This window comes from Pseudomonas sp. IB20 (assembly GCF_009707325.1).
Taxonomy (GTDB): domain Bacteria; phylum Pseudomonadota; class Gammaproteobacteria; order Pseudomonadales; family Pseudomonadaceae; genus Aquipseudomonas.
On the sequence record NZ_CP046103.1, the window covers coordinates 429,195 to 450,837 of the forward strand.

Annotated in this window: 24 protein-coding genes and 1 pseudogene; 4 read left to right on the forward strand and 21 right to left on the reverse strand. The window is 62.1% G+C overall.

Going from position 1 to position 21,643, the window contains the following annotated elements; all coding sequences use genetic code 11:
• Positions 1 to 8 precede the first annotated feature (8 nt).
• From GJU48_RS01940 to GJU48_RS02025, 19 genes and pseudogenes are all read right to left on the reverse strand, one after another.
• Positions 9 to 1,235 carry a beta-ketoacyl-ACP synthase gene (locus tag GJU48_RS01940; RefSeq protein WP_094949280.1) on the reverse strand — a complete coding sequence of 409 codons (1,227 nt, stop codon included), beginning with the start codon at positions 1,233 to 1,235 and terminating at the stop codon, positions 9 to 11.
• Positions 1,235 to 1,963, reverse strand: coding sequence for a 3-oxoacyl-ACP reductase FabG (gene fabG, locus GJU48_RS01945; RefSeq protein ID WP_094949279.1), 729 nt, complete (start codon positions 1,961 to 1,963; stop codon positions 1,235 to 1,237). The genes GJU48_RS01940 and fabG overlap by 1 nt, the downstream gene beginning before the upstream one ends.
• Positions 1,960 to 2,421 carry a hotdog family protein gene (locus GJU48_RS01950; RefSeq protein ID WP_083355642.1) on the reverse strand — a complete coding sequence of 154 codons (462 nt, stop codon included), beginning with the start codon at positions 2,419 to 2,421 and terminating at the stop codon, positions 1,960 to 1,962. The genes fabG and GJU48_RS01950 overlap by 4 nt, the downstream gene beginning before the upstream one ends.
• Complete coding sequence (locus tag GJU48_RS01955) at positions 2,418 to 3,584, reverse strand: beta-ketoacyl-[acyl-carrier-protein] synthase family protein (RefSeq protein WP_094949278.1); 1,167 nt, start codon at positions 3,582 to 3,584, stop codon at positions 2,418 to 2,420. Before GJU48_RS01955 ends, GJU48_RS01950 begins: the two co-directional genes overlap by 4 nt.
• Positions 3,581 to 4,063: a hypothetical protein gene (locus tag GJU48_RS01960; protein ID WP_094949277.1), complete on the reverse strand. Its 483-nt coding sequence runs from the start codon at positions 4,061 to 4,063 to the stop codon at positions 3,581 to 3,583. Before GJU48_RS01960 ends, GJU48_RS01955 begins: the two co-directional genes overlap by 4 nt.
• Positions 4,060 to 4,794, reverse strand: a complete 735-nt coding sequence (locus GJU48_RS01965; RefSeq protein WP_094949276.1) for a class I SAM-dependent methyltransferase — start codon at positions 4,792 to 4,794, stop codon at positions 4,060 to 4,062. Before GJU48_RS01965 ends, GJU48_RS01960 begins: the two co-directional genes overlap by 4 nt.
• Entirely contained in the window at positions 4,791 to 6,038 is a 1,248-nt protein-coding gene (locus GJU48_RS01970; RefSeq protein ID WP_242154019.1) for an NAD(P)/FAD-dependent oxidoreductase, read from the reverse strand. Before GJU48_RS01970 ends, GJU48_RS01965 begins: the two co-directional genes overlap by 4 nt.
• Before the next feature lie 33 nt (positions 6,039 to 6,071).
• Entirely contained in the window at positions 6,072 to 8,384 is a 2,313-nt protein-coding gene (locus GJU48_RS01975) for an MMPL family transporter (RefSeq protein WP_094949274.1), read from the reverse strand.
• Entirely contained in the window at positions 8,374 to 8,964 is a 591-nt protein-coding gene (locus tag GJU48_RS01980; protein ID WP_094949273.1) for an outer membrane lipoprotein carrier protein LolA, read from the reverse strand. Before GJU48_RS01980 ends, GJU48_RS01975 begins: the two co-directional genes overlap by 11 nt.
• A 78-nt stretch (positions 8,965 to 9,042) precedes the next feature.
• Positions 9,043 to 9,468 (reverse strand): acyl-CoA thioesterase, encoded by a 426-nt coding sequence (locus tag GJU48_RS01985; RefSeq protein WP_094949272.1) that lies wholly within the window; start codon positions 9,466 to 9,468, stop codon positions 9,043 to 9,045.
• Positions 9,461 to 11,002 carry an HAL/PAL/TAL family ammonia-lyase gene (locus tag GJU48_RS01990; RefSeq protein ID WP_094949271.1) on the reverse strand — a complete coding sequence of 514 codons (1,542 nt, stop codon included), beginning with the start codon at positions 11,000 to 11,002 and terminating at the stop codon, positions 9,461 to 9,463. The genes GJU48_RS01985 and GJU48_RS01990 overlap by 8 nt, the downstream gene beginning before the upstream one ends.
• The gene (locus GJU48_RS01995) at positions 10,986 to 11,921 is read right to left on the reverse strand and encodes an LpxL/LpxP family acyltransferase (protein ID WP_094949270.1); all 936 of its coding nucleotides are present in this window, start codon (positions 11,919 to 11,921) and stop codon (positions 10,986 to 10,988) included. Before GJU48_RS01995 ends, GJU48_RS01990 begins: the two co-directional genes overlap by 17 nt.
• A complete protein-coding gene (locus GJU48_RS25035; RefSeq protein WP_256671237.1) occupies positions 11,918 to 12,649 on the reverse strand; it encodes a glycosyltransferase family 2 protein in 732 nt (243 codons plus the stop codon). Before GJU48_RS25035 ends, GJU48_RS01995 begins: the two co-directional genes overlap by 4 nt.
• Positions 12,650 to 12,658: 9 nt before the next feature.
• Positions 12,659 to 14,311, reverse strand: a pseudogene (locus GJU48_RS02000) (ApeI family dehydratase); the annotation flags it as partial.
• Positions 14,308 to 14,853 (reverse strand): COG4648 family protein, encoded by a 546-nt coding sequence (locus GJU48_RS02005; RefSeq protein ID WP_094949267.1) that lies wholly within the window; start codon positions 14,851 to 14,853, stop codon positions 14,308 to 14,310. The gene GJU48_RS02005 and the pseudogene GJU48_RS02000, both read right to left, overlap by 4 nt.
• On the reverse strand, positions 14,850 to 15,104 hold the full coding sequence (locus GJU48_RS02010; RefSeq protein WP_094949266.1) for an acyl carrier protein: 255 nt from the start codon (positions 15,102 to 15,104) through the stop codon (positions 14,850 to 14,852). The genes GJU48_RS02005 and GJU48_RS02010 overlap by 4 nt, the downstream gene beginning before the upstream one ends.
• Before the next feature lie 9 nt (positions 15,105 to 15,113).
• Complete coding sequence (locus GJU48_RS02015; RefSeq protein WP_032904077.1) at positions 15,114 to 15,383, reverse strand: phosphopantetheine-binding protein; 270 nt, start codon at positions 15,381 to 15,383, stop codon at positions 15,114 to 15,116.
• A complete protein-coding gene (locus GJU48_RS02020; protein WP_094949265.1) occupies positions 15,361 to 16,173 on the reverse strand; it encodes a lysophospholipid acyltransferase family protein in 813 nt (270 codons plus the stop codon). Before GJU48_RS02020 ends, GJU48_RS02015 begins: the two co-directional genes overlap by 23 nt.
• Positions 16,149 to 16,868, reverse strand: a complete 720-nt coding sequence (locus GJU48_RS02025; protein ID WP_094949264.1) for a beta-ketoacyl synthase chain length factor — start codon at positions 16,866 to 16,868, stop codon at positions 16,149 to 16,151. Before GJU48_RS02025 ends, GJU48_RS02020 begins: the two co-directional genes overlap by 25 nt.
• A gap of 348 nt (positions 16,869 to 17,216) precedes the next feature.
• On the opposite strand from GJU48_RS02025, the gene GJU48_RS02030 reads away from it, so the two are divergent.
• Both GJU48_RS02030 and GJU48_RS02035 read left to right on the forward strand, forming a co-directional pair.
• Positions 17,217 to 17,987 carry a ParA family protein gene (locus tag GJU48_RS02030; RefSeq protein ID WP_012721840.1) on the forward strand — a complete coding sequence of 257 codons (771 nt, stop codon included), beginning with the start codon at positions 17,217 to 17,219 and terminating at the stop codon, positions 17,985 to 17,987.
• Between the two features lie 473 nt (positions 17,988 to 18,460).
• Positions 18,461 to 18,682, forward strand: a complete 222-nt coding sequence (locus GJU48_RS02035) for a DUF6124 family protein (protein WP_176462897.1) — start codon at positions 18,461 to 18,463, stop codon at positions 18,680 to 18,682.
• Between the two features lie 126 nt (positions 18,683 to 18,808).
• Here GJU48_RS02035 and trxC read toward each other — a convergent pair whose 3' ends face one another.
• Positions 18,809 to 19,243 carry a thioredoxin TrxC gene (gene trxC / locus GJU48_RS02040; protein ID WP_017138537.1) on the reverse strand — a complete coding sequence of 145 codons (435 nt, stop codon included), beginning with the start codon at positions 19,241 to 19,243 and terminating at the stop codon, positions 18,809 to 18,811.
• A gap of 234 nt (positions 19,244 to 19,477) precedes the next feature.
• Between trxC and GJU48_RS02045 the strand changes: the two genes are divergently transcribed.
• Positions 19,478 to 19,774, forward strand: a complete 297-nt coding sequence (locus tag GJU48_RS02045; protein ID WP_094949262.1) for a type II toxin-antitoxin system HigB family toxin — start codon at positions 19,478 to 19,480, stop codon at positions 19,772 to 19,774.
• Positions 19,771 to 20,172 carry a helix-turn-helix domain-containing protein gene (locus tag GJU48_RS02050; RefSeq protein ID WP_094949261.1) on the forward strand — a complete coding sequence of 134 codons (402 nt, stop codon included), beginning with the start codon at positions 19,771 to 19,773 and terminating at the stop codon, positions 20,170 to 20,172. The genes GJU48_RS02045 and GJU48_RS02050 overlap by 4 nt, the downstream gene beginning before the upstream one ends.
• A 5-nt stretch (positions 20,173 to 20,177) precedes the next feature.
• Here the strand turns inward: GJU48_RS02050 and selO are convergent, their stop codons facing one another.
• Positions 20,178 to 21,641, reverse strand: coding sequence for a protein adenylyltransferase SelO (selO, locus tag GJU48_RS02055; RefSeq protein WP_094949260.1), 1,464 nt, complete (start codon positions 21,639 to 21,641; stop codon positions 20,178 to 20,180).
• Positions 21,642 to 21,643: the final 2 nt, after the last annotated feature.

The following is a 21,643-nucleotide window of genomic DNA, read 5'->3' on the forward strand; positions in this document are numbered from 1 at the left end:
TTAAAAATTCAGGACCAGCGGCGGAAGATCAGCGAGGTGTTGACGCCGCCAAACGCAAAGTTGTTGTTCATCACGTAATCGTTGTGCATTTCGCGAAAGCCACCTTGCAGGTAATCCAGCTCGCCGCATTGCGGGTCGACCGAATCGAGGTTGAAGGTGTGCACGTACTGGTCGCGGTTCATCATTTCAATGCTGAACCAGGACTCCAGTGCGCCGCACGCGCCCAAGGTGTGGCCGAGGAAGCTTTTCTGCGAGCTGATGGGCATGCGGCTGCCGAACAGGCTGCTGGTCGCCAATGTCTCGGCAATATCGCCTTGATCAGTGGCAGTGCCATGGCCGTTCACGTAGCCGATGGCCGAAGGCTCAAGCCCGGCATCTTCCAGGGCCAGTTCCATCGCGCGGCGCATGGTTTTCTGCTCCGGGCGTGTGGTGTGCTGGCCGTCGGCGTTGCTGCCGAAACCCACCAGCTCGGCGTGGATGTGCGCCCCGCGTGCCAACGCGTGTTCGAGTTCTTCGAGCACCAACATGCCGCCGCCTTCGCCGATCACCAGGCCATCGCGGCCGCTGTCGTAAGGGCGTGGGCTGGTCTGTGGCGCATCGTTTTTCAGGCTGGTGGCGTACAGCGCGTCGAACACCATCGCTTCGGTAGGGCACAATTCTTCCGCGCCGCCGGCGAGCATCAACGGCAGGCGACCGAACTTGATCGCCTCGTAGGCATAGCCGATGCCTTGGCTGCCACTGGTGCAGGCGCTGGACGTCGGGATCAGCCGCCCGGTGAGGCCAAAGAAGATGCTGATATTCGCCGCCGTGGTGTGCGGCATCATGCGCACATAGGAGTTGGCATTCAGCCCCTCGGCCACGGAGTTCAGCAGCATATTGCCGAACGCCTTGATCTCATCGGTGCTACCGGTGGACGAGCCACAGGCCACGCCCATACGCCCGTCCTTGATCGACTCGTCGCCGAGCAAGCCGGCGTCCTGCAGCGCCTGCTCTGCCGCCCACACGGCCAGGCGCGAGACGCGGCCCATGCTGCGCAGTTGCTTGCGCGTCCAATGGGCAGGCACCACGAAATCGTCGATGGGCCCGGCCAGTCGCGTGTTCAGTTCGGTGAAACGGTCCCACTCGTCCATGCGCCGAATGCCGCTGCGGTTGGCGCGAAAGTTGGCGGCGATGGTGTCCCAGTCGCAGCCCAGGGAGGTCATGCCGGCCATGCCGGTGACGACGACGCGCTTCATCAGCACAGGCCTCCGTTCACGGCCAACACCTGGCGCGTGATGTAGCCAGCCTCGGCCGACATCAGGAAATTCACTGCACCGGCGACTTCTTCCGGCGTGCCCATGCGCTGTGCCGGGATCATTTTCATCAGCTCTTCTACCGGCACGTTTTCATCCAGCATCGCAGTGTCGATCAAGCCGGGCGCCACACAGTTGACGGTGATTTTGCGCTTGCCCAATTCAATAGCGAGGGCCTTGGCCGCGCCGATCAAGCCGGCTTTCGACGCGCTGTAGTTGACCTGCCCACGGTTGCCGATCAGCCCCGACACCGAGGTGATGCACACGATACGGCCGGCGGTGCGACGACGAATCATCGGCATCATTACCGGGTGCAGCACATTGTAGAAACCGTCGAGGTTGGTGCGCATCACCACGTCCCAATCGTCTTCGGACAAGGCTGGGAACGCACCGTCGCGGGTCAGGCCGGCATTGAGCACCACGCCGTAGTAGGCGCCATGTTGCTCCACGTCGGCCTCAAGGATTGCCTTGCAGCTGGCGCGATCCGCCACATCGAATTGCAGCACGCGAGCCTTGCGGCCCAAGGCTTCAATCTCGACCTGCACCGCGTCCGCTTCAACGCGGCCACTGCGGCAATGCAGCACGATGTCATGCCCGGCCTGCGCCAGGCGCAGGGCAATGGCGCGGCCGATGCCACGGCTGGAGCCGGTGACCAGTACGGATTCAGTCATGGCGTTTCGTCCTTCGGTTCATCTAAATAATTGGCCGCCTGTGGCGGTCGAAATACGTTCAAGCGTGCGCTGGCCTGGATACCGTCGCCGGTGAGGTGGCATTCGAACACACCCATGCCGTTGTCGTCTTCCAGCGAGCGCAGGCCGTGGATGCGCAACTCGGCGCCTGCCGGGAAGTGTTCCACGTTGCACTCGAACTTGCGGGTGCCGAGCAGGAAGCCCAATTCCACCGCATCGCCTTTCTGGCGCGCGCGGCACCCGGCATAGGCGGCGACGCTTTGCGCCATCAGCTCGATGCCGACCCAGGCCGGCAGGCTGCCGTCCGCGCGGTTGAACAGGCCGCCGGGCTTGACGGTGAGGCGGGTGTGAATCTGCTCTTCATCGAACGACAACACCTGGTCGATCAGGATCATGTCGCCCGCATGGGGCAGCAGTTCGGCGAGTGGCCAATCGATCATGGGGCCTCTGCGATTATCAGGCTGACGTTATTACCGCCGAAAGCAAACGAGTTGCTCATCAGGCAGCGCTTTTTCAGGGTGTCGCCGGCCTGCGCCCATTGCAAGGCCGGCAGCGCCGGGTCGGCGTGGCCGTCCCACACATGCGGTGGTACCAAGCCGTGTGTCAGGCTCAGCCAGCAGAACGCCGCTTCCAGCGCGCCGGCTGCACCGAGCGTGTGGCCAGTCATGGGCTTGGTCGAAGAACAGGCCACGCCTTCGGGAAACAGGCTGGCGACAGCCAGGCTTTCCATGGCGTCGTTGTGTTGGGTGGCGGTGCCGTGCAGGTTCAGGTAACCGATGTGCTCGGGCGCAAGCTTCGCGCTGGCCAAAGCCTTGCGCATCGCCTGCAACGCGCCCTTGCCGGTGGGCTCGGGCGCGGAGATATGGTGCGCGTCGCAACTGGCGCCACTGCCCAGCAAAGCAATGGGTGCAGGTGTTTTAGTCATCAGAAACAGCACCGCCGCTTCGCCGATATTGATGCCATTGCGGTTCACTGAAAAGGGATTGCAGCGCTCGCTGGAGACGGCTTCCAGCGAGGTAAAACCGTTCAGCGTCAGCTTGCACAGGCTGTCGACACCGCCGCAGATCACCGCGTCACACATGCCCAGGTCCAGCAGGCGTTGAGCACTCATCAACGCGCGGGCGCTGGAGGTGCAGGCGGTGGAAATCACATAGGCCGGGCCGCTCAGTTGCAGCCAGTCGGCAAGGAAATTCGCCGGGGCGCTGAGTTCCTGTTGTTGGTAGTCGTAGTCGCCGGGGAATTGCTGGTCGCGCAGGTAATTGGCGATGCCACGGCTGGCTTCGTCAATGCCCGAAGTGCTGGTGCCCAAAACCACGCCGACTCGCGATGCGCCGTAATCGTGGATTGCCTGGCGGATCTCGCTTTCAATCTGCAACGCCGCTTCCAGCAGCAACTGGTTGTTGCGGCTGCTTTGCTGGTTCAGTTCGACAGGGATAGTCGCTAGCTCGCTGCGCACGCCACCCACCGGCAACACACGTTCCGGCACCCAGCCGCTCTCGGCGCGCATACCGGAGCAGTCGCCGGCAAACAGGCTGCGGCTGACCTCGGCCTGGCCGCGCCCCAAGGCACAGATCACGCCCAGCGCATTTAGATAAGCTGTCATCGGGCAACCCCAAGCGGCGTGATGCGGTAGCTCAACGGCTGGCCCGTCATGTTCACGCTAAACACCTCGGAAGACTGATACACGATTTGCCAATGGCCTGGCAGCGTGCGCGTGAGGTCCATGGCTTGGGCGCTGGGGTACAGCGCGCGCACGTCATCCGCCGAGGTCAGGGCAAACAGCAGTGCGGCGAACAACTCGCGGGCTTGAGGGTTGGGCGGCAGCAAGCCATCGGCCTGCCACTGGCCATCTACCAGCTTTTGCCGGGCCTGGGGAATGCCCAGCGGGTCCATCATCGACCAGCGAATGGCTGCGCCTTCGCGCTGGATCACCAGCAGCCAATCCAGGCTCTGGCCGCCTGCCAGGCGCTGCACATGCAGTTGCATCGGCAAGGCCAGGGCTGGGGGTTTTTCCGGCAATGGCGGCTGGCTAGCGCAGGCGCTCAGCAGCAACAGGCAGCCGATCAACAGCAGGCGGATCATGGTGCGGCGCTCACTAAAGGCTTACGCGCCACGCAGTTCACCAAGGTCTCTTCACGCTGGCCCACCGGTGGCGGGTTGCGCAGGCCCCAGCGCTCGAGCAAGCCGAAATCGCTGGAACGGCTCCACCATAAGTACGGATACGAGACGTTCTGCGGGCCGAATTCAAAGCCCTGCTCGCGCAGCATTTGCAAATACTCTTCGGCGCTTTTCTGCACGTGCATCGGGTGGCGGAACAGCCAGCGAATCACCCAGGTGTCGATGTAGGCTTCGGTGGACTCGGCAAACAGCAAGTAGCCGCCCGGTTTGAGCACGCGGTAGAACTCTTTCAAGGCGCGATGCTGTTCCACCAGGTGGTGGAAGGTCTGGTGGCAGAACAGGATATCGACGCTTTCATCCGGCACTTGCAGGGTGGCGCAGTCGCTGCCGATCAGCTCGATGGTCAGGCCCTGGCGCGCGGCTTCGGCCTTGCTCAGTTCCAGGCTGTGAGGGTCGGCGTCCAGGCCGATCAGCCGCTGCGGCGCGAACACGTGCTGTAAATACTGGAACGATTTGCCCTGGCCGCAACCGGCGTCCAGCAACACCGGCGCTACCGGTAGTGGCTCGGTGAACAAGCTGCGCAGGTCGTTGATCGCCACGCGCAACACGTGATGCTGCCAGGTGTGGCTGCGCAGGAACCAGAAGCCGAACTTGGTTTCTTCGACGTAGTTTTTACTCAGGTATTGAGTGCTCATACTGTTTCGCCCGCACAAATCTCCGACAACATCCGCAACCGCCGCTTGGGCTCGCTGACAAACGGGTTGCGCTCATCCCACGCATAGCCGGCGAGGATCGAGCTGATCATCCGGCGAATCTCCGGCGAGCTGCTCGGGTGGAAAATCACATCCTGGAAGGTGCCGGCGTACCAGCCTTCGACGTAGCAACGGAAGGTATCGACGCCGCGCTTCAACGGCTCGGCAAACTCGGTTTGCCAATCCACTGTTTCGCCCTTGAGTTGGCGATGCAGCAGCCCCGCGGCCATGCTTGCCGAGCGCATGGCGATGGTCACACCTGAAGAAAACACCGGGTCGAGGAATTCCGCCGCGTTGCCCAGCAGCGCAAAGCCCGGGCCGTGCAGGGTTTTGACGTTGGCGGAGTAGCCACCGATGGTGCGCGCGGGCGTGTCCCACACGGCGTTTTGCAGCACGCCGGCAAGGCTTGGGGTTTCTGCGATAAAGCCGCGCAGGCAGGCGTCGAGGTCGCTGTCGCGGCCGTCGAAATGCTCCTTGGCCGCAACCACGCCCACCGAGCAGCGACCGTTGCTGAACGGGATGGTCCAGAACCAGATGTCGCGCTGGGTGGGGTGGGTGGTGATCAGGATCTTGGTGCGGTCGAAGCCTGGGTGGTCGATGTGGTCTTCAACGTGGGTGAAAACCGCCTGACGCAGCGGGAAATTTGACGGTGCTTCCAGGTCCAGCAGGCGCGGCAGCACGCGGCCGTAGCCGCTGGCGTCGAGCACGAACTTGGCCTTGAGGTGGTACTCGCTGCCATTCTCGCGGCGCACGTGCAGGTAGCGGCTTTCGCCGGCGAAGTCCACGCCGACGATGGTTTCGCCGTAGCGAATGTCCACGCCTTGCACGGCGGCCTGGTCGGCCAGCAATTTGTCGAATTCGCCGCGCTGCACCTGGAAGGTGGTGGGCTTGCCGTTGCTGAACGTGTCACCAAAATCAAACGCGCTGTAGCGCTCGCCCCAGGCAAACGCGGCGCCGGTTTTCAACTGAAAGCCTGCCGCCTGGACGGCCTCGAGCATGCCGGCTTCTTCGATAAAATCGATGCAGTGCGACAGCAGGCTTTCGCCAATCGAGAAACGTGGGAAATGCTGACGCTCGATAATCAATACATCATGCCCGTTGCGCTTTAACAGCGCGGCAGCGATCGCACCGGACGGGCCGGCACCAATCACCACCACCTGGCGACGTTCCATTTCAACTGTGGGCACGATGGCTCCTTGCCATTTTGGCGGTAATCACATTCATAAGGCGTGCTTCTGTTGGCCGGCCCAAGGCGCCAGCATAAAGCTGAACGCCAGGCCCAAACTGACCGACAGGCCGAAATTACTCACGGCCGGCGTACTCGACACTGCCAGCAGGCCAAACGACAACCAAGTCGTCAGCGCTGCCAGTAGCGTACCTAAAAGACTCACGGCAGGGCCGCCGATTTGCTCGCGCATCAAGATCGCGTAGTCGACGCTGATGGCCGTGACCAGCAGCAGGCCGAACAGGCTGAACAGGGTCAGCGGTTGGCCCAACCAACCCAGGCTGGCCAGGCTGCACAGCGCCGCGAGCAGCGGCAGTGCGACGATGCGCAAGGCGCCGCCGAAGCCGAACGGCAGGATCAGCAACAGCACGATCAGCACGCACGACATCAATTTCAATTCAGCGGCGCTGATCTGCGTGTCGGCGAACACGCGGTTCAAGTCGCCCAGGCGATCGACCAATTGCACGCCGGGCAGGTCCAGCGCCTGCACCCGTAGCAACGCAGGGTTGTTTAAGCCTTGCAGGCTGACCATCGCCGCCACGCCGCCGTTTACCGGGCCTAGCCACAATGTGCGCCAAGGCTCGGCCAACGGGCCTGCCAGCGCGGCATCGATGTCTTCGGTGGGCAGCGCTTGCAGCTGCGCGACTTCGGCTTGCAGCGCGCTGGCGGGCACGCCAAGGTCCAGCAGCGGCTGCCAGTGTTGCGGCAACTGGTTCAGCGCATCGCGCAGTTGTTGTTGCTCGGCGGGCAGGCTGACCAGTTGGTTGAGCGCCAGGTAGCCCTGCAACTTGTCCATATTCACCAGTTGGTCCAGGCGCTGGCCCAAGGCCGCCTGACGCTCCAGCAACTGCTGCTGATTGTCGGCCCGTACCAGGAAGAATTGGCTGGTGGGCTGGAACCCGGTGATGCGCGCCACGGCCTGGGCTTCCTGCAGCAAGTGCGGTGGGGCGCCGATCCATTGGCGGATATCGTTTTTGCTGTTCAGGTGCCACAGGCCACCGGCGCAAAACACCAGCACCAGCGCCAGCAGCACCGGGCTTGGTACGCGTTTGATCAAGGCTGCACGCAACAGCCACAGGCCTTCAGCGATGCGCAGCGGCCATTGCGCTGGGCGCAGCTCCACGCCTTTGAGCAGCGCGGGCAACAGGCACACGGCCGACAGGTAGGCGCCGACTAAACCGGCGGCGGAGAACACCGCGATTTGCGTCAGCGCCGGGAAGGGCGTCCAGGCCAGCGCCAAGTAGCCGATGCAACTGGTGGCCAGGCTCAGGCTCAGCCCTGGTAGCGTCAGGCGCAACGCCGGCCAACTGCGCCACGGCTGCAGGCTCCAGCTTTTGGACAGGTAGTGCAGCGGGTAATCCACCGCCACGCCGATCAGGCTGGAGCCCAGCACCACGGTCATCACATGCATATGGCCGAACAGCGCCACACAGGCCACCGCGCCAAACAGCATGCCCACCAGCACCGGCACAAAGGCCAGCAGCACGCGCCAGCGGCGGAACGCCAACAACAGCAATAACAGAATGCCCAGGGTGGCGCCGCCGCCGACCCAGGTGATTTCGCGGGTCGCTTGTTGCTGACCATTGGCCGCGTAGAGCAGCCCGCTGGCGGCGAGCAATTGCGCGTCTTGTTCACTGGCCTGCGTGCGGCTGGCCTGGAGCAGATCCGCCACTTGCAGCGGCAGTTTCATATCGAAGGCATTGCCGGTGGTACGCGCGCGCAGCAGCACCCAGCTTTTGCCGTCGGCATCGGCGATCAACGCGCCGCTGCCGATATCCAGTTGCACCGAACCGTGCTGCGGCTGGCTGTTCTGGATACGTCCGGTGAGGCCCAGCCAGTCGTCCTGGCTTGGCACCAGGCTGAACCCGGTGAACGGGTCGAACAACGCTTGCACACGCTGCTGAATGAAGGCGTCGGGGTGCTCGATCAGTTGTTCGCGGTCTTTGGCTGAGAGCATCGCCAGTCGCCCGCGGAGCAGTTGCTCGCGCAACGCCGGCAGGTCGGCTTGCAGGTTCCACTGCACTTTTTCAAACAGCCCGCTGGCTTGCCAGCGCTCGCCCAATTGCTGCGCGACTGTCACGGCTTGTTGCCGATCGGCATGCCCGACCAACACCAGCATTTCGCGGTTCAGCGGTTCTTGCATGCGCTGTTCGGCTTTGAGCTCCAGTGCATCCGGCGTGCTGCCCGGCACCAGCTCCATCAGGTTGGCCGACAGCGGCGCACCCTGGCGCCACTGCCACCCGGCCAGGGCCAGTACAGCCACCAGCAGGATCAGGAACAGGCGCGGTAACAGGCGCTCACTGGGCAAAGTCGTGGCTCTCCGCTTCACTCAACGGTTGGCCGGCCGTGCTGTCCTGCATGCGCAGCACGGTGCTGTCGCCTTGGGTTTCCAGCAGTTGGATGGTTTGGACCAGCTCGCCGCCGTCGATATTGATCTGGGTGAACACTTGCTTGAGCAGCAATGAGCGTGGGGTCAGCGTCAGCTTCCATTGCTTGGCCTCGCCTTGCAGTTGCAGGTCGAAGTCGCGCTGCAGGCCGCTGCTGTCGCCTTGGAGTACGGCGAGGAACAGACGGTTCTGCTCGGCACCGGCGCTCTTGTTCGGCAGCAGCTGCCAGCCGTTGGCGTCGCGGCGCGCGATGCCTTCGGTGCTGATGCGGTAGTCCTGTTGCAACGGCGTTTTCAACAGCCACAGCAGGCCGTGGTCTTTGGCGAGCACGAAGGTGCCTTTGCTGACCAAGGGTTGCGGCAGGGCGCGCAGGTGTTTTTCCTGGGTGAAGGTGCCGTGGATCACTGAGGGTTTAGCCAACTGGTCGCTCAGCTGTTGCAGGTCAAAAGCATGAGCGCTGAGGCTCAGCATCACGCTTGCAAACAGGATTAAAACTCTCATGCCAAGGCCCTTTCGACGGCCGTTCAAAAGCATGAGCGCTGAGGCTCAGCATCACGCTTGCAAACAGGATTAAAACTCTCATGCCAAGGCCCTTTCGACGGCGTCGGTGAATATTTTCGGCGAGGCTAGCTGCATTTCGCGGCTGGCAATCTCTACCGCCACTTGCACGGTGCTGGCGCGGGTCAGGCGTTCGCCGCTGGCCAGATCAGTGATCAGGTAATTCACCTTCAAACGGTTCTCCCATTCCACCAGGCTGGCGCGCACATTGATCGTTTGGCCAAAGGTGGCGCCGCGCACGTAGCGCAGCTGCATGTCGATCACCGGCCAGGCGTAGCCGGATTCGAGCATCGCGGTGTAGTTATGGCCGAGCTTGTCCAGCAGCGCGCAGCGCGCCACTTCCAGGTACTTCACGTAATGCCCGTGCCACACCACGTTCATGGTGTCGATGTCGAAAAACGGCACGCGGATTTCAGTGTCGCAATGCAACACGCCTTGGCTACGCATGCAGCCTCCAGTGTTGCTCGGCGATACGCTTGAGGCACAGGCGCAGTTCGCCTTCCAGCGCACGGTCTTCGATGACCGGCGGGAAGTCTTTGGCGAGTGCTTCATGCATGGCTGCCAAGGCCGGCGGCAGTGGCCGCGCATCCTCAGCCTGGGCACGCAGCCACACACCTTGGTTGGCCGCGAGCAGGGTGGCGGCGGCCACCTGTTCGGTCAGCTCCAGCACGCGGATGGCATCGCGGGCGGCGATGGTGCCCATGCTCACTTTGTCCTGGTTATGGCACTCGGTGGAGCGCGAGAACACGCTGGCCGGCATGGTGTTTTTCAGCGCTTCGGCGGTCCAGGCACTGGTGCCGATCTGCACGGCCTTGAAGCCGTGGTTGATCATCGCGCGGTCGGCCGGCGCGCCGGACAGGTTGCTCGGCAAGCCGTGGTTGTAACGCACATCCACCAGCAGTGCGAGCTGGCGGTCGAGCAGGTCGGCGACGTTGGCCACCAAGGTCTTGAGGCTGTCCATCGCGAAGGCGATGTGCCCGCCGTAGAAGTGCCCGCCGTGCAGTACGCGTTCTTCTTCGGCGTCGATAATCGGGTTGTCGTTGGCGCTGTTCAGTTCGATCTCGATAAATGAGCGCAGCCAGTTCAGGCTGTCGGCCAGCACGCCGAGCACGTGGGGCGCACAGCGCAGCGAGTAGCGATCCTGCAGGCGGTGCAGCGGTGCGGTTGGCGCATCAATCGCCAGGTCTTTGCGCAGCCACGCGGCGACTTGCATCTGCCCCGGGTGCGGCTTGGCGGCGAACAGGCGCTCGTCAAAGTGTTCCGGGTTGCCTTGCAGCGCCACCACGTTCAGCGCGGTGATGCGCGTGGCCAGTTGCAGCAGGTAGTCGGCGCGGGCGAAGGCCAGGCAGGCGAGGCCGGTCATCACGGCGGTACCGTTCATCAAGGCCAGGGCTTCTTTGGGGCGTAGCACCAGCGGCTCCCAGCCGAGTTCGCGGTGCACATCGGCGGCCTGGCGACGTTCGCCACCGAACATCACTTCGCGCTCGCCGGACAAGGTCGCGGCCACGTAGGACAGCGGCGTCAAATCCCCGCTGGCGCCCACCGAGCCTTCTTCCGGGATCAGCGGCAGCACGTCGTGCGCCAGGAATGCGTGCAGACGCTCCAGCAACTCCACACGCACCCCGGAAACGCCGTGGCACAACGACTGCAAGCGCGCCGCCAGCACCGCGCGGGTGGCTTGTGCGTCGAGCAACTTGCCCAGGCCGCAGCCGTGGAAGGTGTACAGGTGACGTGGCAACGCCTCGACGTGCTGCAACGGCACCGCCACCACGCACGAGTCGCCGTAGCCGGTGGTCACGCCGTAGATCACGCCTTCCTTGTCCAGCAGCGAGTCGAGGAACTGCGCGCCTTTGGCAATGCGCTGGCGATACGCCGCGTCGCCCTGCAACTGCGTGGGCGCCTGACGGTTGGCCAAGGCCAGCACGTATTCAATGCGCAAAGCGCGTTCGCCAAAGGTTACCGGCTCAAGATGCGTCGTCATCGGTCTTCCAGAAAGGGTAAAAGTTGAACCATTGTTGGGGCGCTTCCAGGCAGAACTGGCCCAGGCGTGCGGCGTAGCGCGCGGTCCACAGGGCGATGACCTGCTCGCGGGTGCTGCGCTTCCATTCGATCAATTGCGCGAAGGGCTCGATGGTCAAGCGATAGCGGCCCTGGTGTTTCAGGCACATCAGCAGGTTCACCGGGCATTTGAGCAGCCCGGCCAGCAGCCACGGGCCTTGGGGGAATGCTGCGTCAAAACCGAGGAAATCCACACGCACCTTGCGCCCGCCGTGCAGGGGTACGCGGTCGCCGGCAATTGCCAGCCATTCGCCGTCGTCCAGGCGCTGGCTGAGCAGCAGCATGGTCGCCGGGTCCAGTTCGCTGACTTGGATCAGGCGCAAATGGGTGGCCCCGGCTTCGCCCAGCAGGCGGTTGAAACGCTCGGCGTGCTTGGTGTGCACCAGCACGTTCATGGTGACTTGTTCACCCATTTCGGCCAGCGCGCGGCACACTTCAAGGTTGCCCAAATGCGCGCCGACCAGCATCTGCCCGCGTTCACCGCGCAGTTGCCCGCGCAATTGCGCCGGGTCGTTGATTTCGATCTGTTCCAGGTGCAGCTTGCCGTTCCACACGTCGAGCTTGTCGAGCAATGAGTCGGCAAACGCCATGAACTGGCCGAAGACTTTTTTATGCGTAGGCCGCAGCTCATCGCGCCCGCTCCAGTCGGCCAGGCGCTGCTGGTATTCCCAGGCGCTGTGGCGTGCTGTGCGGCCGAACAGGAAAAAGTACAGCACGATGCCGTACAGCAACGGGCTCAGCAGGCGGCGGCCAAGGACTTTAGCGGCGACGGCGGTGAGTTTCATCAGCCAGAAACTGCCGCGTTCTTCGCGGTCGGCCCAGTGCTTGGTGTTGTCGCTCATGCCTGCCACCGTCGCCACAGGATCATCGGCGCACGCACCAGCATGCCGAAGAACAACCGCGTGTGCATGGCCGAGATGCGCACGTTGTCGCGCAGCAGGCGGAAGTGCGACACGCCGTCGGCGGGGTAGTGCACCTTGGTCGGCAGCCAGCGCATTGGCTGGTTACGCCAAGCCAGGCGCACCAGGATGTCGGAGTCGAAATCCATGCGCGTGCCGATGTAGGCCGAGTCCATCAGGGCCAGCGTAGGCGCCAGCGGGTACACGCGAAAGCCGCACATCGAGTCGCGAATCTGCAGCGACAGGGTGTTGATCCACACCCACACGTGGGTCAGGTAGCGTGCGTAGAGGCGGCCCTTGGGCACGCTGTCGTCGTATTCGGGGTAGCCGCAGATTACGGCGTCGGGGTGCCTGCGTGAGGTATCGAGGAAACTCTCGACTTCGCGCAGGTCGTGCTGGCCGTCGGCGTCTACTTGCAGGGCATGCGTGAAGCCCAGGCGCGCGGCTTCGCGGAAACCGGCCATCACTGCGCCGCCTTTGCCTTGGTTGTTGGGCAAGGTCAGCAGGGTGACGTTTTCGAGTGTGGCCAATTGCGCCAAGACCGCCGCGCAGGCCGGGCTGCTGCCGTCGTCGACCAACAGGCACGGCAGGCCGCTGTTCAGCAGGCTGTGGACCACGGCGGGTACGGCGGCTTCATGGTTGTAGACCGGGATCAGGGCGCAGTTATGCATGGCGTTTACCAGTTGGATCCGGCCGCTGGAGCAGGCCGCGACGCCGTTGCGGTAGGCGAAGTACAGCTTGGCGCGTTCCTGGTCGAAGCGCAGGTGCAGTTCAACGTGGTCGCCGGGGCGTACCAGTTGCTGGAACTTGAGCACTTCCATGCCGGCAAAGGTTGTGGGCAAATCCAGCAACTGCTGGCCGAGGTTGAAGGCCCATTCCACCTGCACCACACCTGGCAAAACCGGCGTGACCGGGAAGTGGCCGCTGAAGTAGGCCAGGTCCGGCGGGATGCTCAGTTGCACGGTCCATTCACCGTTGGCTTCGACTTGCTCCAGCACTTCGGGCGCTTTTGGCCGTGGTGCGAGCAGCAGCGCCGCCACATCCGCCTGGGGCAGTTTGCCTTGAGCATTCAGTGGCAACTGGCGCAGCAACCGCCAGCGACGTGGCAGGGCCAGTGCTTCGCAGTGTTGGCTCAGGTGCTGGCGTAAGGTTTGGGTGACGGTGCGGCGGCCCTGATTGCGCAGCGCATGCAGGCCATCGGCGCTCAGCACCACCAGCGCGCCGAGGGAGGCGCGGTTTTCCTGCACCACGCCCAGGCGGGTTTCGGCGACCCAGGCGTGGGCCATCAGCGCCTGCTCCAACATGGGCAGGGAGATGCGTTTTTCTTCCAGCTTGACGATGCGGTCCAGGCGGCCCAGCAGCTCAAAGCGGCCATCGGAATGAATGCGGGCGGCGTCGGCGGTCTGTTCGATATGCCCCTCGGGCAGGTAAGGCGACGCAATGCGCAGGGCGCCGTCGGCATCCTGGCTCAGCGCTACGTCGGCGAACGGCTGCCACGGCTGCGCGCCTTGGCGCCAGGCGATGCCGCCGGTTTCCGAGCTACCGAGGATTTCCGTCGGCCATTGCTGCAAACGGTCATAAAGGCTGCCGGCGGCCTCGATGGGCAACGCGCCACCGGAGGAAAACACCCGTGCCACCTGGCTCAGCGCGGGCCAGTCGAGGTTGTCGCCCATGCGCTTGAGCAGCGCGGGGCTGGCGACCCAGGCGAATTGTGGGTGTTCGCGGCTAGCGCGCTGCATGTCTTCGGGGAAGGCCAGTTGTTTGCGCACAAAGGTGCGACCGGCGCACAACGGCCACAACACCCGGAACAACAAACCGTAGATGTGTTGGGTGGCAACGCTGCCGATGATGCACGCGTCTTTAAGGTCCGCACCCCACAGGGTTTCCAGCGCCTGAACTTCGTTAGCCAGTTGGCGCAGGGTCTTGTCGATGCGCTTGGGTTCGCCACTGGAGCCGGAGGTACACAGGCTCAGTTGGCAGGTATCCAGGTCGAGTGCGGCGGCGCTCAACGGCGGCTGATACAGCGCGTCAAGATCGGCGGCCTCAATCAGCCAGGCATCCACGGCGTCGTCCCAGCGCTGGCGCGTTTGGGGCTGCAGGTCGGCGGGCAGCAACACGCTGGCGCCGGCACGCCAGGCGCCGAGCAGGGCAATCGCCAGCAGGCCTGCGTCTTCCAGGTGCACGGCCAGACGCTGGATACCGCGCGCCTGCAAGCCTGCCGCCAGGCTCAGGGATTGCGCCCACAGCTGGGCGTGATTCATCGCAGGTTCGGTGGTGACCAAACGCTGTTCCAGCGGCTCAAGCAGCAGGTGCTCAAGTTTCAACCCATTCATACGCGGCCTCGAACCCTTTGTCGTACCAGCCATTCCACGGCAAACAACAACCCCATCAGCCCGTAGGCGATCAGGCCGTTGTACAACGTCCACCAGCTCAGCGGCGCCCATAAGGTGAGGGCGGCGGCGAGTAGGCCATTACACAGAAAAAACACACTCCACACCACGGTGACCTGGCGCGTATAGATAATTGCCTTGGGCGGCAGGTGCGGGTCGGTCATGCGCGCCAGGCGCTCGACCATTGGCGGGCCGTATTTCAGGCTCAGGCCGAACAGTGCCAGCATGAAGGCGCTGACCAGGCTGGGGTACCAGCGCAGCAGCTGCGGGTTGTCGAACCAGGCCAGTAACAGGCAAAACACAATCACCGCCACCGCCATCCAGCGGCTGCCGGGGCGTCGTGCGCCGGTCAGCGCACGCAGCAGCCACAGGCTGCCCAGCAGCAAGCCGAATTGCCACGGCGCAAAGTGCTCGGTGCCGTAATACACCGCAAACGGATACAGCAGCCCCGCCAGCAACAGGCCAAGGCCGATCAGCCGGCTCATGCGGCAGGTGTGACCAGACGGTACACCGCCTCAACCACGTCGTTTACGGTGCGCACAGCCTTGAATTCTTCGGCGGCGATCTTCTTGCCGGTTTGGCGTTTGATGTGGTCGATCAGGTCCACGGCGTCAATGCTGTCGATCTCCAGGTCCTGGTACAGGTTGGCATCGAGGGTGACGCGCGAAGGCTCCAGTTCAAACAGTTCCACCAAGGCGTCGCGCAAGGTGTTGAAAATATCGTCACGAGTTTGCATGGTCCGGTCTCAAGCTGCCTGTCTGGCCGTGACGAACGCCGCAAGGCTGGCCACGTTGGTGAAGTGATTGCGCGTGTCTTTGGCGTCGGCATCGATTTTGATGCCGTACTTTTTCTGGATCGCCAGGCCCAATTCCAGGGCGTCTACCGAATCCAGGCCCAAGCCTTCGCCGAACAGGGTCTGGTCGCTGCCGATGTCGTCGACGCTGATGTCTTCCAGGCCCAGGGCCTCGATGATCAGCGTCTTTATGTCGTGCTCAAGGCGGTGTTGGTCGCTCATCTTCGGCGAGCTCCTTAATAAAATAGTGGTGCAGGTAATCGTTGAGCTTGCGTGAAGCCTGGGGCGCGGGCCCGAGTGCGGCAAAGGCGTGTGGTTCTATATCGGCACCCACGCGCAAACTGAAATGAAATCGACGTTTAGGAATGCGGTACCAGGGTTCTGCCTTGGTCAAGGTGGTGGGGCTGACCTTGATCACCACCGGGGTGATGATTGTCGCACCGCGCAGCGCAATGGCGGCGCCACCGCGATGAAAGGCGGGCGCCGCGCCAGGTGTGGTGCGGGTGCCTTCCGGAAAGATGATCAGGGTCTGGCCTTGGCGCAGTGCCTCGGCGGCGGCATCGAGCATTTCGGCGCTGCCGTCATTGCTGATATAGCCTGCATCGCGCACCGGCCCACGGGTGAACGGGTTCTGGAACAGGCTCTGCTTGACCACGCAATTGGTCTGGCGCATCAGGCCGATCAAAAACACCACGTCGATCAGCGACGGGTGGTTGGCGACGATCATCTGGCCCGGGCGGCCGAGTTTTTCTGCTCCTTCGACGCTGTAGGTCAGCACGCCGGCGCGCTGCATCATGCGGATGAAGAACCAGAACAGTTTGCTGATGGTGTGGCGAGCGCGACGCTGGTGTTGTTCAGCGCTGCCCGGCAGGCAACTGAGCAACGGGAATACCAGCAAACGCAGGCACAGCCCGCCCACGCCGAACATGAAGAAGCTGGCGGCGGTGGCGAACAGGCGCCAGTAATAGGCGTCCCGTGGTTTGTCGGTCAAGGCTTGCGTTGCCAGTTCCATACACGGTTCTTCCAAGCATGTTGGCAGGCGACCTGTTCAGTGAGCAGGGTGCGCAGCAGGTTCAGGGCGTGGGGCCACTGGGTTTGACTGAGTTGGACAGCGCCGCTGTTTAGTTCCATTTGCCACTCGTCGCCCGGTGTCAGCAGCAGGCCGACGGCGTAGGGAAAGGGCACGTCATGGATCCAGCTGGCATAGGCCTCGGGCGGTTGTTCTTCGGTGATTACCAGCAACACCGCGGGGGCGCCCTCGTTGAGCAGCGCGGCGGCTTCGAGCATGCCGTGCTCCAGGCCATCGCCGGCGGCGGCTAGGGCAGTCATTTCGCTGGTTTCATTGCGCAGGATCGACCACAGGCCGATCACCGCGTTGTGCACCGACAGGCTGAACTGGGTCGGCGATAGGGGCTGATCATTGGCCAGGTCGCTGAGAATATCGAGGGTGCGCGGGGTTTCGCCGTGTCGTGAAATAAACACGAGTGGCAGGTCTTGCAGGCCTTCGGCCAGCGGCCAACCCACGCTAAAGGCCATGCGCGCCAGTCGGCTCAGGCGGCGGCGCTGCATGGCCGGCAGGAAGGATACGTCCGGCGAAGCATCGCTGGCAGGCAGCAACACCGGGGCTTGGCACCAGGCGTGCCAGTCGTGCGCACTTTCCAGGCCGGGAGCCCAGGCGCGCCATTGGGCGATGTTGAAAGTGATCACTGAGAAGTTATCCCGCCCCTGCGGGCTTCCATGTGCGGCCGTTGGCCCCGAATACCGGGACAGGGAGCAATAGCCGAGTGGCGCGCATTATCCCGGTGCTGCGGGGTTCTAGCAAACGTTGGTAAAGAATTGTTCATGGCTAATTACAATTTGGTAGTAAAGATTTACCGATTGTCCTTTACCCGATGCCGGACTGGCTTGTAGGAATATTCCTTTTTGCGTATCGGCTACGTATGTCAGTCGAGGTGAGACGCGCGGTTGATGCAGCAGTGCATGAATGAACGAGGTAGCTAACAGGCGCTTTTGCCCTCTACACTCGGACATTCATTGATACACGGAGGTTTTTCCATGCGGCGTGTGGTGTTCAATCAGAAAGGCGGCGTTGGCAAGTCCAGCATTGCCTGCAACCTGGCGGCGGTCAGCGCCAGTGAAGGCTATCGAACCCTGTTGGTGGACCTCGATGCACAAGCCAACTCAACCCAGTACCTCACCGGGCTGACCGGCGACGATATCCCGATGGGCATTGCCGAGTTCTTCAAGCAAACCCTGTCTTCCGGGCCGTTTTCCAAGAAGAACCGCGTGGATATCTACGAAACGCCGTTCGACAACCTGCACGTCATCACCGCGACCGCCGAGCTCGCGGACCTGCAGCCCAAACTTGAAGCCAAGCACAAGATCAACAAGCTGCGAAAGCTGCTGGACGAGTTGAGCGAAGATTACGACCGAATTTACCTGGATACGCCGCCGGCGCTGAATTTCTATGCGGTATCGGCGCTGATTGCCGCTGATCGCGTGTTGATCCCTTTCGATTGCGACAGTTTCTCGCGCCAGGCGCTGTATGGCCTGCTGGCAGAAATCGAAGAATTGAAGGAAGACCACAACGAAGGCCTGGAAGTGGAAGGCATCGTGGTCAATCAGTTCCAGGCCCGCGCAAGCCTGCCTCAGCAGATGCTCGATGAGTTGATTGCCGAGGGCCTGCCGGTGCTGCCGGTGTACCTGGCCAGCTCCGTGCGCATGCGCGAGTCGCATCAGGAGAACAAGCCACTGATCCACCTGGACCCACGGCATAAGCTGACGCAGCAGTTTGTGGAGTTGCATAACTTGCTGGAAAACGCGTGACTCTTGCCAGCACCACAATAACCCTGTGGGAGCTGGCTTGCCTGCGATGCAGGCAACTCGGTCTGCCAGTTAGACCGAGGTGATGCCATCGCAGGCAAGCCAGCTCCCACATTTGGTTTGCATTCCTGCAGGGGGATTTGGATTGTTCCCACAGGGGCTGTAGGAAGGGTCTGGCAAGCGGGGGTGTGCCTTGTCTCATTGCCTACAGATAAGCCAGAATCGCCCGGCTTGTGCGTCTGGATGGGCGTCTTTAAGGTTCTTCGGTCACTGAATGTTCGGTGATCGGGTTTAGTAGCCCGTGGTGAGACGTACAGCAACTCTTCGGTCAGGACCTTCCTGAACGTGATGGTGGCTGTACGGAGGGCGCTTTCGAGCGCGCCGGTTTGCGTCTCCCCGGTCTACTAACCTGCGTACAGCTGCCACCCTCCGTTTAGTAGCGGCTGGTTGCGGCTTCTACTAGGAGACGTTCCATCATAGTTAACCTTTATACCGTTGCACCCAACCTCCCCACCGAAACCCTCGTGCTTAACAGCTACGAAACCTTCTCTTCCGTGCGCACGCTGCTACTCAAGCTATCCAGCGACCTCACCGGCGAACACCGCGACGTCGCCCTGGCCATCCACCAATTAAGCGAACTCGGCGTACAACTCGTAGGCCAGATGATGGACCGCGAAACCCCCGTACCCCGAGCTTAAAGCGCGGTCAAACTGTGGGGGCTGGCTTGCCTGCGATGCAGGCAACTTGGTCTTCAGTTAGACCGAGGTGATGCCATCGCAGGCAAGCCAGCTCCCACATTTGACCGAGTTGATATTGGGTTTGGGTTACACGCCCTGGCTGCGCAACCAACTCATCAACTGCGGCAACGGAAACGCCCCACTCTGGCGCGCCACTTCGCGGCCGTTCTTGAACAGAATCAAACTGGGAATCGAGCGAATCCCCAACTGCGCCGACAGCTGCTGATTAGCCTCGCTGTCCAGCTTGGCCAACCGACACTTACCCTCCAACTGCCCAGCCGCCTGCTCAAACACCGGCGCAAACGACTTGCACGGCCCACACCATTCGGCCCACACATCCACCAGCAACGGCAGGTCGCCTTTTATTTGGCTCGCGTAGTCGCCTTGTTTCAGCTCAAAGGGCTTGTTCAGCAACACCGGTTGCTTACAGCGCCCGCATTTCGGCGCATCACCCAGGCGCTCGCCGGGGATGCGGTTGAGGCCGTTGCAATGAGGGCAGGGGATGACGAGAGGTTCGGACATGGTGGGCTCCTTGGAATTGGCCATGGAGTGAATTTGGAGTCAGCGACCGGGTTTATCAAGGTGTGGAGCAAATGACTCATCCACTCACAGTTTGCCCAAGCTGGTGTGAGGCGGCCTATCTAAGCTGTCAGCGCTTGTTCTGTTTTACGCCATCTGTCTGTTTGCAAATATAGCAAATTGCGATAATTCGGATTCGGGTTTAACCTTCATAGCAAGATGCGATAAGGATGTTGCATGCGAGTGATCAGCGAGAAAAGGATCTGGGAAGCAAAGGAAAAGTGGCCACGTTCAGCAACGGCTTTGGATCAGTGGTATCGGGTAATGAAGCAAAACGCCCCCAAAGACTTCGCGGCGATGAAAGCCATGTTTCCCGCCACGGATAAGGTCGGGGAGTTTCATGTATTCGATATTGGAGGCAACAAGCTGCGGCTTATTGCTGGCGTGGAGTATCGGGCGCAGCGCGTTTACATCAAGCACCTGCTTGATCACCGCGATTATGAGAAAGATAAATGGAAGGAAAAAATAAGATGAGTGCGCTTATGCGAGTAGCGGCCGAACACTGGCAATTTGTTTCGCCAGTGATGCGCAAACCAGAAAACGAGGCGGACTACGACGCACTGGTGTGTGGTTTGGACGAGTTGTTAAGCCTGGTCGGCGAAAACGAGGACAGCCCGCTGATGAGCTTGGTAGATATCCTCAGTGACTGGATCGAAGCCTACGATCATGAGCATCGCCCAATGCCCGTCGCCAGTGGCGTCGACGTGCTGCGCTACATGATGCGCGAGCACGGTTTAAACCAGAGTGATCTGCCAGGTGTAGGTACACAGTCGGTTGTTTCAGAAATCCTGAGCGGAAAGCGCCAGCTCAACGTGCGGCAAATACGTTGGCTGGCGGAACGTTTCAGGGTGTCAGTGGAAACGTTTATCTAAAGGTTTTATGAAGAACAACTAATCTCCAAATGCTTACCCCAATCCGGCGGCCGTTGGGCGTATTGCTCCATCCCAGCCTGCTCTTCAAACGGCTTGCTCAGCACTTCATGCAGGCGCCGTACTTCGCTGTAATCGCCTGACTCGGCGGCGGCGATGGCGTTTTGCGCCAGATAGTTGCGCAGGATGTACAGCGGGTTTACCGCGTGCATGCGCTCGCGGCGTTGTGCTTCGCTGTAGTCGCCGTCCCGCGCAACGCGGGCCTTGTACTGCTCGGCCCAGGCATCGAACCCGGCGAGGTCGACAAAGTCATCACGCAGCCGCGCCACGGCCAGCGCCGTCGACTCATCACCCAGGCGGCGGAAGAACAGCGTGTAGTCCACGCCGCTGTTTTGCATCAGCTTGAGCAACTGCTCCACCAGTTTCTGGTCATCCTCTTCGGCGATGGTCAGCCCTAGCCGGCGGCGCATCAGGTCCAGGTAATGGGCCTGATACAGCGGCAGGTACAGCCCGAGGGCTTCCTTCAAGGCGTCGACGCTGATAAACGGCGTGAGCGCCTGGGCCAGCGCGCTGAGGTTCCACTGCCCAATCGGCACCTGATTGCTGAAGGAATAACGGCCTTCGTGATCGGAGTGGTTGCAGATGAAGTGCGCGTCAAAGTCATCGAGAAACGCAAACGGCCCGAAGTCGAAGGTGATGCCGAGGATCGACATATTGTCGGTGTTCATCACGCCGTGGCAGAAGCCGTAGGCCTGCCATTTGGCGATCATTTCGGCATTGCGTTCGACGATTTCGCGGAACATCGCCAGGTATGGCTCGGGTTGCTCCATGCACTCGGGGTAGTGCAATGAAAGCACGTGTTCGGCCAATTCCTTCTGCTGCTCGGGCTTTTTGGTGTAGTAGAAATACTCGAAATGCCCGAAGCGGATATGGCTGTGCGCCAGGCGCAACACCATCGCGCCACGTTCCTGTTTCTCACGCCAAACCGGCGTGTTGGAGCCGATTACGCACAAGGCGCGGCTGCTGGGGATGCCCAAGGCGTGCAGGGCTTCGGAAGCGAGAAACTCACGAATCGAAGAGCGCAGCACCGCGCGGCCATCGCCCATGCGCGAGTAAGGCGTCAGCCCGGCGCCTTTGAGGTGCAGGTCCCAATGCTCGCCGGCTTGGTTGTACACCTCGCCGAGCAACAACCCGCGGCCATCGCCCAATTGCGGGGAGTAGCCGCCGAACTGATGCCCGGAATAGACCATCGCCCTAGGCTCCGCTTCGGCCCACAGCATATGCCCGCTGAACAGCTCGGCAAACACAGGCGTTTCGGCCACCACCGGGTCGAGGTCGAGCAGGGCCATGGCCGCATTACTCGCCACCACCAGGCGCGGTTCGTCGAGGGGCTCAGGCAGTACGTGGGTCGAGAACGCGTCGCCCAGGCGTGCGAAGCGGTTGTCGAAGGTCAGTTCGTCGAGGGCTTTCACCG

Excerpts from the sequence above, each read along its gene's own strand:
- GJU48_RS01940 (WP_094949280.1), bottom strand. The coding sequence starts at position 1,235 with ATGAAGCGCGTCGTCGTCACCGGCATGGCCGGCATGACCTCCCTGGGC.
- fabG (WP_094949279.1), bottom strand. The coding sequence starts at position 1,963 with ATGACTGAATCCGTACTGGTCACCGGCTCCAGCCGTGGCATCGGCCGC.
- GJU48_RS01950 (WP_083355642.1), bottom strand. The coding sequence starts at position 2,421 with ATGATCGATTGGCCACTCGCCGAACTGCTGCCCCATGCGGGCGACATG.
- GJU48_RS01955 (WP_094949278.1), bottom strand. The coding sequence starts at position 3,584 with ATGACAGCTTATCTAAATGCGCTGGGCGTGATCTGTGCCTTGGGGCGC.
- GJU48_RS01960 (WP_094949277.1), bottom strand. The coding sequence starts at position 4,063 with ATGATCCGCCTGCTGTTGATCGGCTGCCTGTTGCTGCTGAGCGCCTGC.
- GJU48_RS01965 (WP_094949276.1), bottom strand. The coding sequence starts at position 4,794 with ATGAGCACTCAATACCTGAGTAAAAACTACGTCGAAGAAACCAAGTTC.
- GJU48_RS01980 (WP_094949273.1), bottom strand. The coding sequence starts at position 8,964 with ATGAGAGTTTTAATCCTGTTTGCAAGCGTGATGCTGAGCCTCAGCGCT.
- GJU48_RS01985 (WP_094949272.1), bottom strand. The coding sequence starts at position 9,468 with ATGCGTAGCCAAGGCGTGTTGCATTGCGACACTGAAATCCGCGTGCCG.
- GJU48_RS01990 (WP_094949271.1), bottom strand. The coding sequence starts at position 11,002 with ATGACGACGCATCTTGAGCCGGTAACCTTTGGCGAACGCGCTTTGCGC.
- GJU48_RS01995 (WP_094949270.1), bottom strand. The coding sequence starts at position 11,921 with ATGAGCGACAACACCAAGCACTGGGCCGACCGCGAAGAACGCGGCAGT.
- GJU48_RS25035 (WP_256671237.1), bottom strand. The coding sequence starts at position 12,649 with ATGCATAACTGCGCCCTGATCCCGGTCTACAACCATGAAGCCGCCGTA.
- GJU48_RS02005 (WP_094949267.1), bottom strand. The coding sequence starts at position 14,853 with ATGAGCCGGCTGATCGGCCTTGGCCTGTTGCTGGCGGGGCTGCTGTAT.
- GJU48_RS02010 (WP_094949266.1), bottom strand. The coding sequence starts at position 15,104 with ATGCAAACTCGTGACGATATTTTCAACACCTTGCGCGACGCCTTGGTG.
- GJU48_RS02015 (WP_032904077.1), bottom strand. The coding sequence starts at position 15,383 with ATGAGCGACCAACACCGCCTTGAGCACGACATAAAGACGCTGATCATC.
- GJU48_RS02020 (WP_094949265.1), bottom strand. The coding sequence starts at position 16,173 with ATGGAACTGGCAACGCAAGCCTTGACCGACAAACCACGGGACGCCTAT.
- GJU48_RS02030 (WP_012721840.1), top strand. The coding sequence starts at position 17,217 with ATGCGGCGTGTGGTGTTCAATCAGAAAGGCGGCGTTGGCAAGTCCAGC.
- trxC (WP_017138537.1), bottom strand. The coding sequence starts at position 19,243 with ATGTCCGAACCTCTCGTCATCCCCTGCCCTCATTGCAACGGCCTCAAC.
- GJU48_RS02045 (WP_094949262.1), top strand. The coding sequence starts at position 19,478 with ATGCGAGTGATCAGCGAGAAAAGGATCTGGGAAGCAAAGGAAAAGTGG.
- GJU48_RS02050 (WP_094949261.1), top strand. The coding sequence starts at position 19,771 with ATGAGTGCGCTTATGCGAGTAGCGGCCGAACACTGGCAATTTGTTTCG.